General features: G+C 39.4%; 14 protein-coding genes and 1 riboswitch. Of the genes, 11 read left to right on the top strand and 3 right to left on the bottom strand.

Annotated features, from left to right (window positions below):
• Window positions 1-1484: hypothetical protein (locus R8923_RS11220; protein ID WP_485872845.1), on the top strand; the 1484-nt coding region annotated here is incomplete at its 5' end.
• Window positions 1485-1502: 18 nt separating this feature from the next.
• Window positions 1503-2012, top strand: a complete 510-nt coding sequence (locus R8923_RS11215; protein WP_485872844.1) for a hypothetical protein — start codon at window positions 1503-1505, stop codon at window positions 2010-2012.
• A 40-nt stretch (window positions 2013-2052) separates the two neighbouring features.
• On the opposite strand, the gene R8923_RS11210 is transcribed toward R8923_RS11215, so the two are convergent.
• A complete protein-coding gene (locus tag R8923_RS11210) occupies window positions 2053-2682 on the bottom strand; it encodes a nitroreductase family protein (protein WP_485872843.1) in 630 nt (209 codons plus the stop codon).
• A 96-nt stretch (window positions 2683-2778) separates the two neighbouring features.
• Between R8923_RS11210 and R8923_RS11205 the strand changes: the two genes are divergently transcribed.
• Together R8923_RS11205 and R8923_RS11200 are read left to right on the top strand one after the other, a co-directional pair.
• The gene (locus tag R8923_RS11205) at window positions 2779-3051 is read left to right on the top strand and encodes an ArsR/SmtB family transcription factor (RefSeq protein WP_485872842.1); all 273 of its coding nucleotides are present in this window, start codon (window positions 2779-2781) and stop codon (window positions 3049-3051) included.
• Between the two features lie 12 nt (window positions 3052-3063).
• On the top strand, window positions 3064-3342 hold the full coding sequence (locus R8923_RS11200) for a hypothetical protein (RefSeq protein ID WP_485872841.1): 279 nt from the start codon (window positions 3064-3066) through the stop codon (window positions 3340-3342).
• 115 nt (window positions 3343-3457) lie between these two features.
• Here R8923_RS11200 and R8923_RS11195 read toward each other — a convergent pair whose 3' ends face one another.
• Together R8923_RS11195 and rpiB are read right to left on the bottom strand one after the other, a co-directional pair.
• Window positions 3458-4129 (bottom strand): VOC family protein, encoded by a 672-nt coding sequence (locus tag R8923_RS11195; RefSeq protein WP_485872840.1) that lies wholly within the window; start codon window positions 4127-4129, stop codon window positions 3458-3460.
• A 68-nt stretch (window positions 4130-4197) separates the two neighbouring features.
• A riboswitch (SAM riboswitch) is annotated at window positions 4198-4300 on the bottom strand.
• 54 nt (window positions 4301-4354) lie between these two features.
• A complete protein-coding gene (gene rpiB, locus R8923_RS11190) occupies window positions 4355-4810 on the bottom strand; it encodes a ribose 5-phosphate isomerase B (RefSeq protein ID WP_485872839.1) in 456 nt (151 codons plus the stop codon).
• 239 nt (window positions 4811-5049) lie between these two features.
• Here rpiB and R8923_RS11185 point away from each other — a divergent pair, with 239 nt between their 5' ends.
• The 7 genes from R8923_RS11185 (at window position 5050) to R8923_RS11155 (ending at window position 15580) form a co-directional block, all read left to right on the top strand.
• Entirely contained in the window at window positions 5050-5346 is a 297-nt protein-coding gene (locus tag R8923_RS11185) for a WXG100 family type VII secretion target (RefSeq protein ID WP_485872838.1), read from the top strand.
• Window positions 5347-5517: 171 nt separating this feature from the next.
• The gene (gene esaA / locus R8923_RS11180) at window positions 5518-8763 is read left to right on the top strand and encodes a type VII secretion protein EsaA (protein ID WP_485872837.1); all 3246 of its coding nucleotides are present in this window, start codon (window positions 5518-5520) and stop codon (window positions 8761-8763) included.
• The gene (gene essA / locus R8923_RS11175) at window positions 8750-9244 is read left to right on the top strand and encodes a type VII secretion protein EssA (protein ID WP_485872836.1); all 495 of its coding nucleotides are present in this window, start codon (window positions 8750-8752) and stop codon (window positions 9242-9244) included. The genes esaA and essA overlap by 14 nt, the downstream gene beginning before the upstream one ends.
• 11 nt (window positions 9245-9255) lie before the next feature.
• On the top strand, window positions 9256-9507 hold the full coding sequence (locus R8923_RS11170) for an EsaB/YukD family protein (RefSeq protein WP_485872835.1): 252 nt from the start codon (window positions 9256-9258) through the stop codon (window positions 9505-9507).
• A gap of 17 nt (window positions 9508-9524) precedes the next feature.
• Complete coding sequence (essB, locus tag R8923_RS11165; RefSeq protein ID WP_485872834.1) at window positions 9525-10709, top strand: type VII secretion protein EssB; 1185 nt, start codon at window positions 9525-9527, stop codon at window positions 10707-10709.
• Window positions 10699-15207: a type VII secretion protein EssC gene (gene essC, locus R8923_RS11160; RefSeq protein WP_485872833.1), complete on the top strand. Its 4509-nt coding sequence runs from the start codon at window positions 10699-10701 to the stop codon at window positions 15205-15207. The genes essB and essC overlap by 11 nt, the downstream gene beginning before the upstream one ends.
• Window positions 15208-15229: 22 nt before the next feature.
• Window positions 15230-15580, top strand: coding sequence for a DUF4176 domain-containing protein (locus tag R8923_RS11155; RefSeq protein WP_485872832.1), 351 nt, complete (start codon window positions 15230-15232; stop codon window positions 15578-15580).
• Window positions 15581-15587: the final 7 nt, after the last annotated feature.

Raw genomic sequence — 15587 nt, 5'->3', positions numbered from 1 at the left:
GGCAATGGGGATGGGTAGATGGAATGGGAGATTGGACAATATCTATCCCAGAGTTAAAAGAAGGGGAGGAGAGTTTTAAGAACCATTACCAAGCTGTGATTGATAAGCACAATATTGGAACGGATGAGTTTGATGCGATTTTAAAAGATGTAGAAGGTGTGGATAAAGAGTATGAGTCTCACTACGTTAGTATCCTATACAAGTTGCTAGCTTTCAATGAAAGGCTAAAAAATATATCCCAACTGATTACCCCCTCTGTTGTTACGTTGTCACAAAACGATATGACATCCGTGTTAGCTGTATTAGGGGGGAAAGAGGTTAATTATTTATACGATCGTTGTATGGAAAGTAATCAATTTTGGCAAGATATTCTAAGTAAAGATGCATCGGAAATTTCAGATGAGGAATATGCAGCATTGGCTTTGTTGTATGCAACTATGGATAAGGAAGAATTAGATAAATTTTTGAAGCTTTGTATGGATAAAACAGAGGATGTGGATTATACTCTTATCCAAGAACTTATGGGACCATCTGCAGGTCTCATGAATGAAAACTACTCTAAATGGGAGCCGAATACTGAAAAATTAAATCGTGTTATAGCGAATTTGCAAGGCATGCGAGATAATTCTATTTTGCTTTTGCAATCTGTTGATTCAGAGTCAAATAATAGTTTGTATCGAGAGCTGAAAAACTATAGTAATGATATTATGCAACGAATGACGTTATTAAATGTAGTGTGTGAAACAGAAAGTTTTCATGGAGCTTATAAGGGAGGAGAGCCGGATATTAGAGTGACGAATCAAGAGGACGGATCTGTTGCGCTAGAATTCAAGGAATTTAGAAATATAGGTTCGCCTAGTGCGGCAGTATTTTCTAATTTTGCAGATTCATCTATAACTATATCTGGTACGCAGAATGGAAATATGATTGATATCTCGGTTCTTCAAGAATCAAGAGTTGGTTTTGCAAACCATTTTGGAGCGCCGTCGCTAGTGGATGCAACCACAGATTTTACCGTGGATCAAGCAAGTGGGCTAGCTATAGATGGACTCTCAGATGCAGCAGGAGCTGCACTTGAGAGGAGTGGAAAGATTGGTATGTCCAAACTTATTGGCTATGTCCCGTTTGTTGGAGATTTAGTTTCAGCAGGAATAGATTACTATACTGATGTACAAGAACACCAAGCCAACACAACCTTTATTGAAGGGCAATTATCAAATATAGAAAATGCGCAAATATATTCCAATTTTGATTGTGTTGCATCGATTGTTACGATGGATACAGCAGCTACACAAGGAAGTACGATTTATATTGAAGTTGGGCAAGAAACACACGAACGAGTAAGGAATGTTAACGAAACATGTGGAACTAATTTTACAGTAGCTGAAATTGTTCGAAATCCGCAAAAAGTAATTGATGAGGTTATAAAGTTACGGGATATCGGTTTGGGAGATGCTTTTGACGAAGCCATAGCTAAAAAATAGAAGGCGGAGAGGGATAGTATGAAAAAAACGAATAAAATGCTAGTCATCGGCGCTCTTTTTGTTTTGCTTGCAGGGGCAATTTGGTTATACATATTAAATGAAAGAAGTGAGCCTAAAGTGGAAGAAGCAGCAGTATTTACAAAGCAAGAGCTAAGTGCAGTTCAAGTAGATGTCTTGGTAAGTTACCTTTATATGTCTGCCAGTCCGAGTATCAATGCTGTGGATAGAACGATGACTAATAAATCCATGCAACTTGACCCGACTGAAGACACAAAGAAAGCAGTGACCGTGCTGAACTATTATTTGTTTGATGATTTATCAGAATACGATAAAAATGCGTTTGAAAAGGCGAAGGAATATGGTTTTGATAAAGAACATCGTTTGACGCTAGAGTGGGTAATGGCTCATAATAAAAAAACTTTTGATATTTTATATGGATTACAAGATAATGGCTCCATATTTTCTGACAAAGATGCTATTTTGAAAACCTATACCCGTATTATAGAAAAAGATAGTAACCCTAAATAATGGTAATCAAAAAGAGTTCGCCCGGGCGAACTCTTTTTGATTATTTAAAACTCGTAATCTCCGTAGCATCCAAGCGATAAGAAGGATAGCCAGCATCTTTTGCTTTCCCAATTGAGAGAATCATAATTGGTGTGTAGCGTTTTGTGTCCATGTCGAAAGCTTTAGCGACTTCTTCACGTTCAAATCCGCCGATTGGGTTAGTATCATAGCCATAAGCGCGAGCGACGAGCATGAATTGCATGGCAACTAGGCCACCATCAATGAGGGTAGTGCGTTCTAGTTCGCTTTCAGAAGCGCTTGCAAACATTGCGCTTAAAGCTGGAAGTTGCTTATCTTTGACTTCTTGCGGCATCAAACCTTTTGCGACCGCCGTACCGTAAATTTTTTCACCATTTAGAAACGCATTTTTATCCCCAAAAAGAATAATCATCGCAGAAGACGTGTCATTTTGCGTCGTGTTAAAGCGTACTAGAGGGCGAAGTTTTGCTTTTGCTTCTGCTGTGTCCGCAACGACAAAGCGCCAAGGCTGCATGTTGACAGAGCTCGGTGCGGTTGTCGCCTCGTTTATCATTTCGAGCATTTCCTCATGGGTAATCTTCACATTTTCGTCGTAAGCGCGAATCGAACGGCGATTCTTCATCAAGTCTTGAAAATCATTATTTTTGTACATCTATATGCCTCCAAAGTTCTAATTTTATCGAACTATTGTACTTTAGCACAGAATGTTTTTATCGGCAAATAAATCGTCCTATGATAAGATAGTTTTATGAAAACTTTATCTGAGGAAAAATTATTAATAATTTTACAAGCACTCGCTGATCCAATTCGCTTAAATATATTTCGTTGCCTACTAAAAAACGGGGAACGCTCCGTAAATTGCAGCGAATATCAAATCGCCAAATCCACCTTATCGCACCATATTAAAATTTTGAAAGATGCCGATTTAATTCAGCTACGAAAGGAAGGAACGACGCATATTTATTCGGTCAACGCGGAACTAATTGCTGGCGCACAATCGTTTTTTGATGTTTTAAAGTAGAGGAGACGAAAAATGAATTATTTAGCCGATTTAGAAGAAGCGTATGCGCTAGGCTGTTTTGATGCGCGAATTATTGCCATTTTAGACCGTATCATTTTAAGCGCTGACCTCTACCAAGACCAAGATGCCGTCTTAGAAGCCCAAACTTTACTGTTCGAAGCAGCGACTTGCCAACAATTGCGCGCCAAGCAATGGCAGGCGTATGAATGGCTACGCTCAGAATATCAAAATGGCAATTTAGAAATCGACCACGATGAATTGGTCAAACAATTAATTGAAAAACACCCGTAACTTTTCCACAAGGCGAAAAGTTACGGGTGTTTTTATCCACAAGTATAAAATAGGGTGCGTCAAGCAATTGGATAAGCATTTGTGGATAATGTGGATAACTATGTGTATAAGTAGGCTAGCGGAAGCGATAAAATCCTTCTCCAATTCGAAATTCCGTTTGACTAATAACATCTGATGTAGCATCAAACACAAGTGCATGTAAGCGATTAGCTGATCCTTTTGTAAAATGTACAGCAATATCACCAAAAAATAGCGAATTGTGGATAACCTGTAGATTAAAAAGCTCTGCCCAGTATTTTAGCGCAAATTTGGGGTTATCCACACGAATGCGGATTTCTTTAAGTGTATGAAAATTTTTCGATGGTACCGCCGCTTCTTTTTTCTGGATAAGTGGATAAGCTAGGCCGTTTAATGAGCCTGAAATAGCGTAAATTGGTCCAGTCTCTTCTGCCGCTGAGATGGGTATTAGTTCATGCCCTTTTTTAAAAAGGTGTTTGCGAAGGCCATCTAAATCATCAGTTTCCATAACAAGGTGCCCTAAAATTTGTTTGACGGGTAAATAAGTAAGGGCCTCTTTTCCTAGGAAAGTTTTGGATGCGGCTGTTTTTTCAGTAATACTTAAAAATTCGATATGAGGAGAACTAAAATCTGTGACGGCTGACCGGGTGCCGGGTAGGCTACGCTTTTTATTTGTGTACAATTTTAAACCAAAATGATGCAATTGTGTGCATACTGCTTCTAAATCGTGAACGAAATGAACGGCATGACTAACGGATAATGAATTCATTTTATTTGCTCCTTTCGACAAAAGAAAAACTCTCCTTTCAGAAAAAGAAGAGTGCATAAAACAAACTCTTCTCATCTGCCAAGCTTTACGCCTGCTGGATTTAGCACAGTGCCCGTAGGTCTGTTGCTGAGATATCACAGGGCCGAGTCCCTCCATCTCTCTTGATAAGAATTCCGAGTATTTTCATTTGGATTATAAACATTAAACCATTTTTTTTAGGAAAAATCAACTTTGAGTGTTTTCAAACTGTTCAATTTGGCTAAGGCGATTTGCGTGGCGTCCGCCTTCATAGTCCGTTTCTAACCAAAGTTTAACAATATCGAGTGCAAGTCCCGGGCCGGTAACACGGGCGCCTAGTGCGAGGACGTTGGAATCATTATGTTCTCGTGTAGCATGTGCCGTAAAGGTATCAGAAACGAGAGCGCAACGAATACCGTGTACCTTATTTGCAGCAATGCTCATACCAACGCCAGTGCCGCAAATTAAAATGCCGCGTTCTACGTCGCCGGAAGCAACTTTTTGGGCAACGGTAAATGCTAAGTTTGGATAGTCAACAGAATCGGGAGTTTCTGGTCCGAATTCTTCAAAATCAATTTTCTGTTCTTTTAAAAACGTAATGATGTTCTTTCGAAGTGTTATACCTCCGTGATCAGAAGCGATGGCAACTTTTGAGATTTTCATTTAGATTCCTCCTCAAGGTTATTATATTCATTATACACGTTAAAATTAATTTATAAAATGGAAGTTTTTAAAGTTGGAAATGGCTATGAATCATCCTAAAGAACTGGTAACAAAGGGTTTTAGATAGAATTTAATAAAGTATGAAATGTTCAATTAATTGTCACAAATACGATGAAAATTTGTGATATAATTATTTTGTGGGTTTATATCCATAAATACAAAAAAGGAGATGAAGAGATATGTCAGGACAAATTAGAATGACCCCTGCAGAACTTCGTGATCGTGCTAAAACTTATGGCCAAAGTGGTCGCGAAATTGAACAATTACTACAACGTTTATCTGGGCTTCAAGAAACTTTACGTAGTGAGTGGGAAGGTCAAGCGTTCCAACGTTTTGATGATCAATTTAACCAATTGCGTCCAAAAGTAACAGAATTTGCGAACTTAATGGATCAAATTGAGAATCAATTACAACGTACAGCACAAGCGGTTGAAGAGCAAGATCAACAATTGTCTCAAAACTTTGGGCTTAATTGATTATCAAATTTTTATCCTTGTAGCATCTATAGTACATATTTTGCTACATAAAGAAAAGCCGTGTAGCCTCTTGTTACATGGCTTTTTCTGAAAAGTATACATAAACACTGAAATTGAATACAATGAACGATCGTATAGATATAAAATGACAACGGGAGTGATTGAAACATTATGAAGCGAAAAGTAAAATGGAATATTTTACTATTTTTAGTTTTGGCTATTTTACTTACGGCAGGGATTTCCTACCTAGGGCTTGGTCAAACTTTAAGTAAAAATAAGGCTACTTCATCAAATGAAAAAGATACGCACAAAATGAGTATTGCTTTCGTCAATGAGGATCAGGGTGCGGAGCTTTCTGGTAAGAAATATACATTTGGTGATGATATTCAAACGAGCGTTTTAAAAGATACAGCGCATGACTGGGCAACGGTAAGTCGTGGTGTGGCAGAAAGTGGTTTAAAACGCGATGTGTATAACTTAATGATTATCATTCCAAATGATTTTTCAAAAAAAGCGTTATCACTAACTTCCACATCGCCAGAAAAAATTCAAGTAGATTATAAAATTAATGATGTCGGTAATGATGACTTAAAGATAGAAGCTGAAAAGACGGCATCTAATTTGGTGGCAGATATAAATCAGCGGGTAATAGATGTTTATTTTGCGAGTATACTGACAAACTTACAAGAGGCGCAAGAAAATATTAGTACGCTCGTTGCGAAAGAAAAGAAACATACTTCGCGCTATGATAGCGCGGTGAAAGACCCGCTTTCTAACTATACAAATCAGTTTGAAATAGTTCAAAATTACACAGGTTCATCAAAGGAGAGTTTCTCAGGCTTTGAAGATTTGCTTAAAAATCAGGAATCTTCTCTTGCGGATGCAAGTAAAGAAAATGAAGCTTATCAAGAATCTTTAAATAGTTTGGTTGCAATGCAGGAAAAAAATGCGCCATTTGGTACAACATTTACGGACAACTTGCAAAAATATTCGGCTAGCATTTCGGCGGACTCTGTGCAGGGGCAACTTGCGGCATTAGAACAGGCGAATGCTGTTTTGTTTGCGGAACTTCAAACGATGCAAGATTCTACGTCGTTAATGTCGCAAACGCAAGCTTTGCAAAACTACATACAGGATGTAAATAGTCGGATTACGAATTTGGATCAACAACTTAATACAACAATTCAAGCGGATATTTATGAAGATGTGGAGAATGAACTTGTGAAAATTTTATCTGGCTCATCAGGTGGTGAAAGTAAAAGCTATACCATTCAAGAAATACGCCAAGATATTAATAATCGCTTTACAGATGAGTTAAGGGCGGAAATTAAAAATTTACAATATTTCAAGCCAGAAGATGCGGCACTTCTTGGAATTGATACGACTGAATACAACCATATAAAAGAACTAGCAGCTAAATTTATGTCGGAAAATCCAGATGGTTTTGATGAGGCAGAAATGAATCAAGAAACAACGGATTTAACCATCACACAACCAGTACGAGACACATATAAAGAAATTCTTGATAGATTAGCGACAGAAGGCAAGCCAATTAGTTCGCAGGTCTTCTCATTGCCGCAAACGATAAAAGATACAGAAATTAAAATAAATTATGATAGTCTGTTTCGTTTAGAGAATATAAAAGTGTTTAAGGTTGTAGGAGACGAAAGACAAGAAGTCCCTATAAAAAGCAGAAACAATACAAAAGATGGTGAAACAACCCTTACTTTTTCACAAGAGGGTGTGGCGGGAGATTATGAGGTAACTGCAACTGCTATTCTTAAGACAACAGCGGTACCTGAGGATTTCCAAATGTTTGGGACACTAGATGTCAGTATGATGGCACTTCAGTATACGGATCAGGATGTTAATCTTTCACTAGCAGGTGAATCTGATTCGAAAGATGGCAGTGGACTAAAGGTAAATAGAACATTTATTCAAAATGCTATTGCCATAAAAATGAATGAGATTGGTTCGTATTATACAGAAGAAGATTTAACTAAAGATGTTACAAAGATGTTTAAGGAACTTCAAAAAATCACACAATATTATGATCGGACAGCTGTTTTATTCCGTACGTATTATGGTTTGGATCCATTTCAATCCGACTTTCATTTAGAAGATAAACCACTCTCGGAGCAAGCGACAGATGCTTCTTATTATGCGATTTTTAACCGTGATAATTTGTTAAATAATATTGCGGAAATGGCATCGAAAAACGTGACAGATGCGTATAAAGATAAGTTAAGAAGCTTTGAAGCGCAGATTGCTGCTTATAAAGAGACGATGGCTGATATTGAAACGCGTTCGACAGATGTGGCTGAGCGATTAGCGGAAACGAGTTCAGAAGCAGCCATTCAAAATGAAAATTTAACAAAAATGTTAGAAGAAATGGCGAATTGGCAAGAGGTGAGTTCATCCTTACTTGAAGAGAATCAAGTTATTGTGGCAAACGGCTCGGATGCGGACTCTGCAATTATGACGATAAATGGTGACTTTAGTGGGCTTTTAACAAGAAGTCAAAGCTTGGCAGAAGCTACGAGTAGTAATCTCGGAGCAGCAGAAGGAGTATATAAAACTTTTGATGCAATTGATCAAGAAGCGAAAAACATCAAATCAAGCGGTGAAGGCATTATTTCAGATGCGAGCACATTATCGAAAGATTTAGCTAAAAAACTTACTGCAGATGAAACGTTCTCAGATAACTTCCAAGAGGTCATGTCAAATAGTCGTGTTGGGGACCGACCAAATGAAAATTTATATAACTTTTTAAGTAGTCCTGTTGAAAAGGTGAACGGTAAAGCAATTGCTGCTGGTGATAAAGCGACACCGTATTATCTGGTGCTAATTATGACGCTCATTGCTATTTTTACAAGTTATGTGATTTCGAGTCAGGAAAAGAAACGTATACAACGTGATGAGTTTAGTGAGGAACTTTCGATAGCAGCTAAAAACTTACCGGTTACTTTCTTAACGGTTTGTGTGGCCATTGCGGAAGGACTCATTATCGGTGTGATTTCAGGTAATATTTTTGATGCGCATCAAATTGGACTTTTCCTTTGGATAGGTATTTGCGTCATTATGATGCTCGTTTTGGTTATGGGATTCACATATCTACTGCGCCAACTTCACATGTTTGGCATGTTCATCATTTTATTCCTAGTCGGAACCTACCTTTTCCTAACAGATGCAGTGGGGTTAAATGTTGACCGTACTTCAGTTTTAGGAACATTGCAGAAATACTCGCCTTTGCAGTATATGGAATTAGTGTTAAATCGCATTTTGAACGGCGAAAACAACTTTTTAATTCTGATGTACATTTTTATAGGTGTCGCGGCTATTTTTGTAGTTCTTAATTTATTTGTTATTCGAAAAACGACTACGGGAGAGGAGGAAGCTACTCATGAAAATATATAAAAGCATTATTTTCCTCCTTTTACTTATAACGCTTATATCTGTTAGTGGAGCAACTGTTTTTGCGAAAAATGGCTATTTGGAAAATGATGGCAAGATGGAAATGAAAACGGATCGTCTTCAAAAATCAGATGAAGAAAAAAAGCAAGAAACGGAGCAAGATGAAACAATACTTGATAAACTCGGTTTGCCACTTTTCACGGATGAGCTTGATAAGAAAATAGCAAAGCAAGAAAAGGAACAAAAAGAAAAATATGAGGAGTTACAGGATAGCTTGTTTACGGGTAAAGATTTGACGGATGAGACTGCAAAAGACGCTCAAAAAACACTCTTTAATGATGACTATGTTGTGAATTCTAGTCAGGAAGTAGCTCAGAATCAAACCGATGAAAAAAAATCAAACACGATGATTGCAATTATTGCCGGAGTGGTTGTAGCACTCGCAGGAGGCATTTATTTTGTTAGTCGGCAAGTGATGGAATAGGAGGAAGGACATTGGCGAAACAAACACATTTAAACGTTACGGTTGATTTCACAAAATGGGGTGCTGCGCAAAAAGACTTGCGCATCCCCGTTCATCAGCCGATTAAAGCGCTCATTTTAAATTTGGCAGAAACACTTAAGTTTGAGGGTGCGAATGATACGAAATATTCATTAAAAGCAACAAATAAAGGGATTTTATTAAGCGATGATGACAAATTGACGGATTACCCTATTACTGATGGGGATATTTTAGAAATTTTATAAACGAGGGAGTAGAGATGATGAAAAATAAGATTGAGATTGGCGGAGTTTCTTACGAATACAACTATGAGGATACAGTGTGGTCTGTTAGTTTTACAGAATCACGGACGCGCATTAAAAATGATGCGGAGCTGGAAATTCTAGCGAAGCCTTCCTCGTATTTTGTTCCAGTAGAGATGGAGCATGCAAACGATACATATACTTTTCACTATACGGTTGCAAAAGAAACGTATAGTTTTGATGAACTGAAAAAATTTGAACGAAAAGATAGCTTGCGCGCACTGCGAAATGTAGCGGAACTTGAGGCGTTAATTGGAACGCGCTTCACATTTTTCCTTCACCCAAGCAATATTATTTTTGACGAAAACTTAATGCCGAAAATCGTTCATCGGGGATTAAAAGGGATTTTGGAGCCTTACGATTTAACGCGCGAAACGTTTTTTAAACAGTATCAATCGCTTATTGCGGCGATGTTCCAGAAAAAATATGACTTTGATAATTTATATGCGGGATCTGTTCAAAATGCGCGCGGAACGGCCTTTTTAAAGGCAGTTGTGGATGCGAAAACGACAGAGGAATTAGTAAATATTCTAGATGAGGCTTTTCAGAAGGAGAAGGAAAGTTCTAGCAGGAAGATGACGCTCGTCCCTAAAAAGACATTTAGAACGTATAAAGGTCTTGCGGTTGGTTTTATTGTTGCAGCTGTTTTGCTCGCTGCGCCACTTATTTATTTGGCGTTTATGAAAGTTCCGTATCAAAATGAGTTACTGACGGCGAATGAGGATTTCTTGAAAACGGATTATTCAAAGGTGATTGCAGATTTAGAGAATGAAAATCCAGAGAAATTGCCACAGGCGTCTAAGTATATTTTATCTTATTCGTACTTGCAAGGTGAAAAACTGGACGATAAGAAGAAAGAAAATATTATGAAAAATTTAAGCTTGAAATCGGATGAACAAGTGCTGCTGTACTGGATTTACAATGGGCGCGGCGAGTTTGATGAGTCGCTTGATGCGGGACAACGTTTACAAGATGATGTGCTAATTACTTATGCGCTTACGAAACAATTGGAAGAAGTTCGCGCGGATAAGACGCTTTCTGGAGATGAATCTGTGAAAAAACAAGCAGAAATTGAAGCGGAACTGAAGAAATACATGGAAAAACTAGACGGTTCAGATAAGGGAGAACAAACAGATGAAGGATAAAACTTTACTTATTGTTAGTAACGGGAGAGAAATTCACAAGCAACAATTAAATCGTGATAAAGTCATTCAAATTGGAAGTTCTAAGGAAGCGAATATTTTTTATCCTGGGCTTGCGGAAAGTTTAGATGTGAAATTTGAAAATGAAACGTGGTTCGCTGGCAATACAGCACTTGTTTTGGATGAAAAGCAAGACTTCGACACGGAAGAAAAAGAAAAGCTGTCACTTTACGTGACGGAAAACATGGTGCCGCAATCTTATGATGTGGCAGGCTTATTTGTTGTGACATTTGGCGCTGGGGACTTCCAAGATGTTACCATTGACGGCACAAAAGCTGATTTTGTCTTTCTGCGCGATAAAACAGAAGATGCATTTTCTGTCCAAGTTTCTGCTGGTGAAGTGTATCACAATTTGGAGCGAGTGACTGGAAAAGTGTCGCTTCAAGTTGGCGATCAGCTTTATGTGGACGGAGTGACCATTACAGTTGGTCAAGATGATATTACAATTTTAGGCCGCGATAATCGCGTGCATACAAAACTAGGCGCACTTGTTGCGGCTGACAATGCCTATAGCGTGGACTATCCAGATTATCACCGGTCGCCGCGTATTATTTACCGTGCTCCTGAAGATAAATTTACACTGGCAAAACCGGCAAATAAACCGGCAAAACCGACAGACGGTATTTTAAAAATTATTTTGCCACCGATTGTCATGATTGCGATAACCGTTTTAATTTCTATTTTCCAACCAAGAGGTATTTATATTCTTATGACGCTTGCGATGACGGGGATGACGGTCATCATGTCAACAATCGCCTACATCAAAAATCGTAAGGAATATAAGGTGGGCACTAAGGAACGTGAGGAGAGCTACGATTTATACCTAAAAAGAAAAACAAAAGAATTGCATAGTGCGAGCGAAGAACAACGTCATGCGCTACTTTATCATTATCCGAGTATTGAGGAAGTCCGCGATATGGCGGTTAGTGTAGACTCGCGAATTTATGAAAAAACGATGCTTCACCATGATTTCCTAACATTTCGTGTAGGGACGGGAACGGAACCGATTAGTTTTTCGGTGGATTACAAAGAAGAGGAATTCACGCAAGAAAAAGATGAATTGCTAGAAGCTGCCACAAACTTGAAGGCGCAGTACTACGAAGTAAAAAACATTCCAATTGCGACGGATTTAATGAATGGTCCGGTCGGTTACATTGGCCCGCGCCGTCTCGTGCTTGAGCAATTGCAAATGCTCGTCATGCAAACCGCACTGTTCCACAGTTATTTCGATTTGCAATTTGTAACCATTTTCCCAGAAGAAGAAAAAAGCGATTGGGACTGGATGCGCTGGTTGCCACATGCGAATGTGCGCGATGTTAATGTACGCGGATTTGTGTACCATGAGCGTTCACGTGATCAGGTGCTTAATTCGCTATACCAAATTTTAAAAGAGCGAAAACAAGCACTCACAGAGCGGCCAAATAAAAACGAAAAAATGTATTTTGCCCCACATTACGTGGTTTTAATTACAGATGAAAAACTAGTTTTAGACCATACTGTGATGGAATTCTTTAACGAAGATCCAGCCGAACTGGGCGTATCACTCGTGTTCGTGCAAGATGTTATGCAGAGCTTGCCAGAACATGTAAAAACGGTCGTCGATATTCGCGACCAAAAAAGTGGAAACATTATTTTGGAAAAAGGTGAGCTTGTGAATCGCGCCTTCGTCCCAGACCACTTGCCACACGATTTTGATATGGAAGCTATTTCCCGCGCGCTAGCACCCCTGAATCATTTGCAAAATCTGAAGAATTCAATTCCAGAGTCAGTCACATTCCTTGAAATGTACGGTGTTACACGCGTTGAAGAATTGAATATCGCTAGTCGCTGGAAACAAAATGAAACATATAAAAGTTTGGCAGTGCCACTTGGGCTGCGCGGAAAAGATGATATTGTTAATTTAAACTTGCATGAGAAGGCGCATGGCCCGCACGGCTTGGTGGCTGGTACGACAGGTTCTGGTAAATCGGAAATCATTCAGTCGTATATCATTTCGCTCGCGGTAAACTTCCACCCGTATGAAGTTGCGTTCTTACTCATTGACTATAAAGGCGGGGGGATGGCGAATTTATTTAAAAATATGCCACACCTACTTGGAACGATTACAAACTTAGACGGGGCTCAGTCCATGAGGGCGCTTGCTTCAATTAAAGCGGAGTTGCAAAAACGGCAACGCTTATTTGGCGAACACGATGTGAATCACATCAATCAATACCAAAAGCTGTATAAAAAAGGCGAAGCGAGTGAGCCAATGCCGCATTTATTCCTCATTTCTGACGAGTTTGCGGAATTGAAATCCGAACAACCGGAATTCATGAAAGAGCTTGTCTCGACTGCGCGTATCGGGCGTTCACTTGGGATTCACTTAATCTTGGCAACGCAAAAACCAAGTGGTGTTGTCGACGACCAAATTTGGTCAAACTCGAAATTTAAACTCGCGCTAAAGGTTCAAAATGCGAGCGATTCAAATGAGATTTTGAAAACACCAGATGCGGCCGATATCACCTTACCTGGACGTAGTTATCTCCAAGTAGGGAATAACGAAATTTATGAGCTTTTCCAAAGTGCATGGAGTGGTGCGGATTACGTGCCAGACAAGGAAGACGAGGATTACTTGGACACAACGGTTTATGCGATTAATGATCTTGGTCAGTATGAAATTTTAACGGAAGATTTGAGTGGACTTGATAAAAAAGAAGACTTAACAAAAATTCCGTCTGAGCTAGATGCTGTTATTGACCACATTCATGAATATACAGAAGCGGAACAAATTGCACCGCTACCAAGACCGTGGTTACCACCTCTTGAAGCTGAAATTTTCTTACCAGAATTGCACCCAGTTGACTTTGATGTTGCATGGACTGGTGAAAAACGCCCATTACAAGCAACGATTGGCTTCCTAGATATTCCAGAAATGCAGGCGCAAGAACCGCTTTCCATTGACCTTGCAAAAGACGGGCATGTTGCCGTGTTCTCAAGTCCTGGTTTCGGGAAATCAACATTTTTACAAACCCTCACAATGGCAGTAGCGCGCGAACATAGCCCAGAACGCTTGCATGTTTATTTACTAGATCTTGGAACAAACGGACTTTTACCGCTTAAAGATTTGCCACATGTGGCGGACACGATTATGGTTGACGAAGAAATTAAAATGCATAAATTTATTCGTCGCATCACGCGTGAACTTAAAGAGCGGAAGCAGAAGTTAAGTGAGTACGGCGTTGCAAATATTGCCATGTATGAGAAAGCAAGTGAAACAGAAGTACCAACCATTTTGCTTGTCATTGATGCATTTGATTCGGTCTCAGAATCGCCATTTAAAGATGATTTTGAAAAACTTATTGCACAAGTAGCGCGTGAAGGTGCTGGTGTCGGTATTCACCTCGCAATTAGTGCGGTCCGCCTAAATGCCATCCGAATTCAAGTGCTCGCGAACATTAAAACTCAGATTTCACTATATATGATTGACCCAACTGAACCGCGTAACATTGTTGGGAAAACAGATTTAACAGTTGAAGAAACGCCGGGACGCGGACTTGTCAAACTAGAAAACCCAACGTCATTCCAAACGGCACTACCAGTTGTTGGTGAGGATACTTTAGTTGTCATCGAAAATATTCAAAAAGAAAGCAAACAAATGAGCGAAGCATGGACAGGCGCTTTACCGGATCCAATTCCAATGGTGCCAGACGTCTTACCAATTGCCGATTATTTGGCGAACCCAAATGTTACGAACATGCTTCAAGAAGGCAAACTTCCATTTGCGGTTGATTTCGAAGATGTGCTACCAATTGATCTGGCGCTAAATAAAAATGGCAATACGCTCGTGCTTTCTGATATGAGCGATGTCATTGAACGTACCATGTTGTCGCTTACTGAAATTGCAACTCGCAATACTAAAATTGAAATTGCGCTATTTGACAATGCCAATTCGCGTTTCCAACCGTATAGTCAATCCGTCAATTTGTTTGGCGGTGACGAGGCGAGCATCACGGAAACTGTCACGCAACTAACCGGGTTACTTGATAACCGTGAACACGCTTGGCGGGAAACACAAGCAAATTCAAACGGCAACTCGCCACTCTCCACTTTCGTCGAAGAGATGAATGCTGTTGTCGTTCTTGTGACAGACGTTACTTATCTTGCTGAAAACACGCCGCTTGATGTGCAGAAGCCGCTTCAAAGACTGGTGGAGTCGGGCTCCAGAATGGGCATCTACTTCGTTACAGGTGCCATCACAGGTCAACTTTACCGCGCCTACGACGACATCTCCGGCGCCTTCAAAAAACAAAAAGTGGGCATCCTAATCGGCCGCATCAGCGACCAAAATGTGCTTGAAGTAATGAACAAACCATACAAAGAACAAATGCTACCACCATATGAAGCCTATTACATTAATCAAGGCCATGCTGAGCGAATCAAGCTTATCGCACCGATTTGAGGGGTGAAGGGAGGAATATGAAATGGAAGAAAATACTACATTTTTACCATTAGGAAGTATAGTAATTGTTAAGGGAAATACAAAAAAAATTATGATTATTGCTAGAGGTCTAGCGACTTTTATTGAAGATGAGGCTAAGTATTTTGACTACGGAGCTTGCTTATATCCAGAAGGAATGATGGGCGACAGTCTTATTTATTTCAACAATGAAGATATACAAAAAATTGTAGCGGAAGGATTTTCAGATGATGATAATGAATTGATGCTTGATAATTTGAAAATGTGGATTGAGCAAGCAGATATACCAAAAGGAAACCCTACTGAGCTTCAAAAAAATACTACAACGAATAGTAATAAATTAAACCTAGGGTAACGGGAGG

It is taken from the genome of Listeria tempestatis (assembly GCF_963575625.1).
In the GTDB taxonomy this organism is placed as follows: Bacteria; Bacillota; Bacilli; order Lactobacillales; family Listeriaceae; genus Listeria; species Listeria tempestatis.
This window is presented reverse-complemented; position numbering and strand designations above follow the sequence as displayed.

Bases quoted from the DNA above. Each gene is read 5' to 3' on its own strand.
- R8923_RS11185 (WP_485872838.1), top strand. From the start codon at position 5,050: ATGTCAGGACAAATTAGAATGACCCCTGCAGAACTTCGTGATCGTGCT.
- essC (WP_485872833.1), top strand. From the start codon at position 10,699: ATGAAGGATAAAACTTTACTTATTGTTAGTAACGGGAGAGAAATTCAC.
- R8923_RS11205 (WP_485872842.1), top strand. From the start codon at position 2,779: ATGAAAACTTTATCTGAGGAAAAATTATTAATAATTTTACAAGCACTC.
- R8923_RS11195 (WP_485872840.1), bottom strand. From the start codon at position 4,129: ATGAATTCATTATCCGTTAGTCATGCCGTTCATTTCGTTCACGATTTA.
- esaA (WP_485872837.1), top strand. From the start codon at position 5,518: ATGAAGCGAAAAGTAAAATGGAATATTTTACTATTTTTAGTTTTGGCT.
- rpiB (WP_485872839.1), bottom strand. From the start codon at position 4,810: ATGAAAATCTCAAAAGTTGCCATCGCTTCTGATCACGGAGGTATAACA.
- R8923_RS11200 (WP_485872841.1), top strand. From the start codon at position 3,064: ATGAATTATTTAGCCGATTTAGAAGAAGCGTATGCGCTAGGCTGTTTT.
- R8923_RS11155 (WP_485872832.1), top strand. From the start codon at position 15,230: ATGGAAGAAAATACTACATTTTTACCATTAGGAAGTATAGTAATTGTT.
- R8923_RS11215 (WP_485872844.1), top strand. From the start codon at position 1,503: ATGAAAAAAACGAATAAAATGCTAGTCATCGGCGCTCTTTTTGTTTTG.
- R8923_RS11210 (WP_485872843.1), bottom strand. From the start codon at position 2,682: ATGTACAAAAATAATGATTTTCAAGACTTGATGAAGAATCGCCGTTCG.
- essB (WP_485872834.1), top strand. From the start codon at position 9,525: ATGAAAAATAAGATTGAGATTGGCGGAGTTTCTTACGAATACAACTAT.
- essA (WP_485872836.1), top strand. From the start codon at position 8,750: ATGAAAATATATAAAAGCATTATTTTCCTCCTTTTACTTATAACGCTT.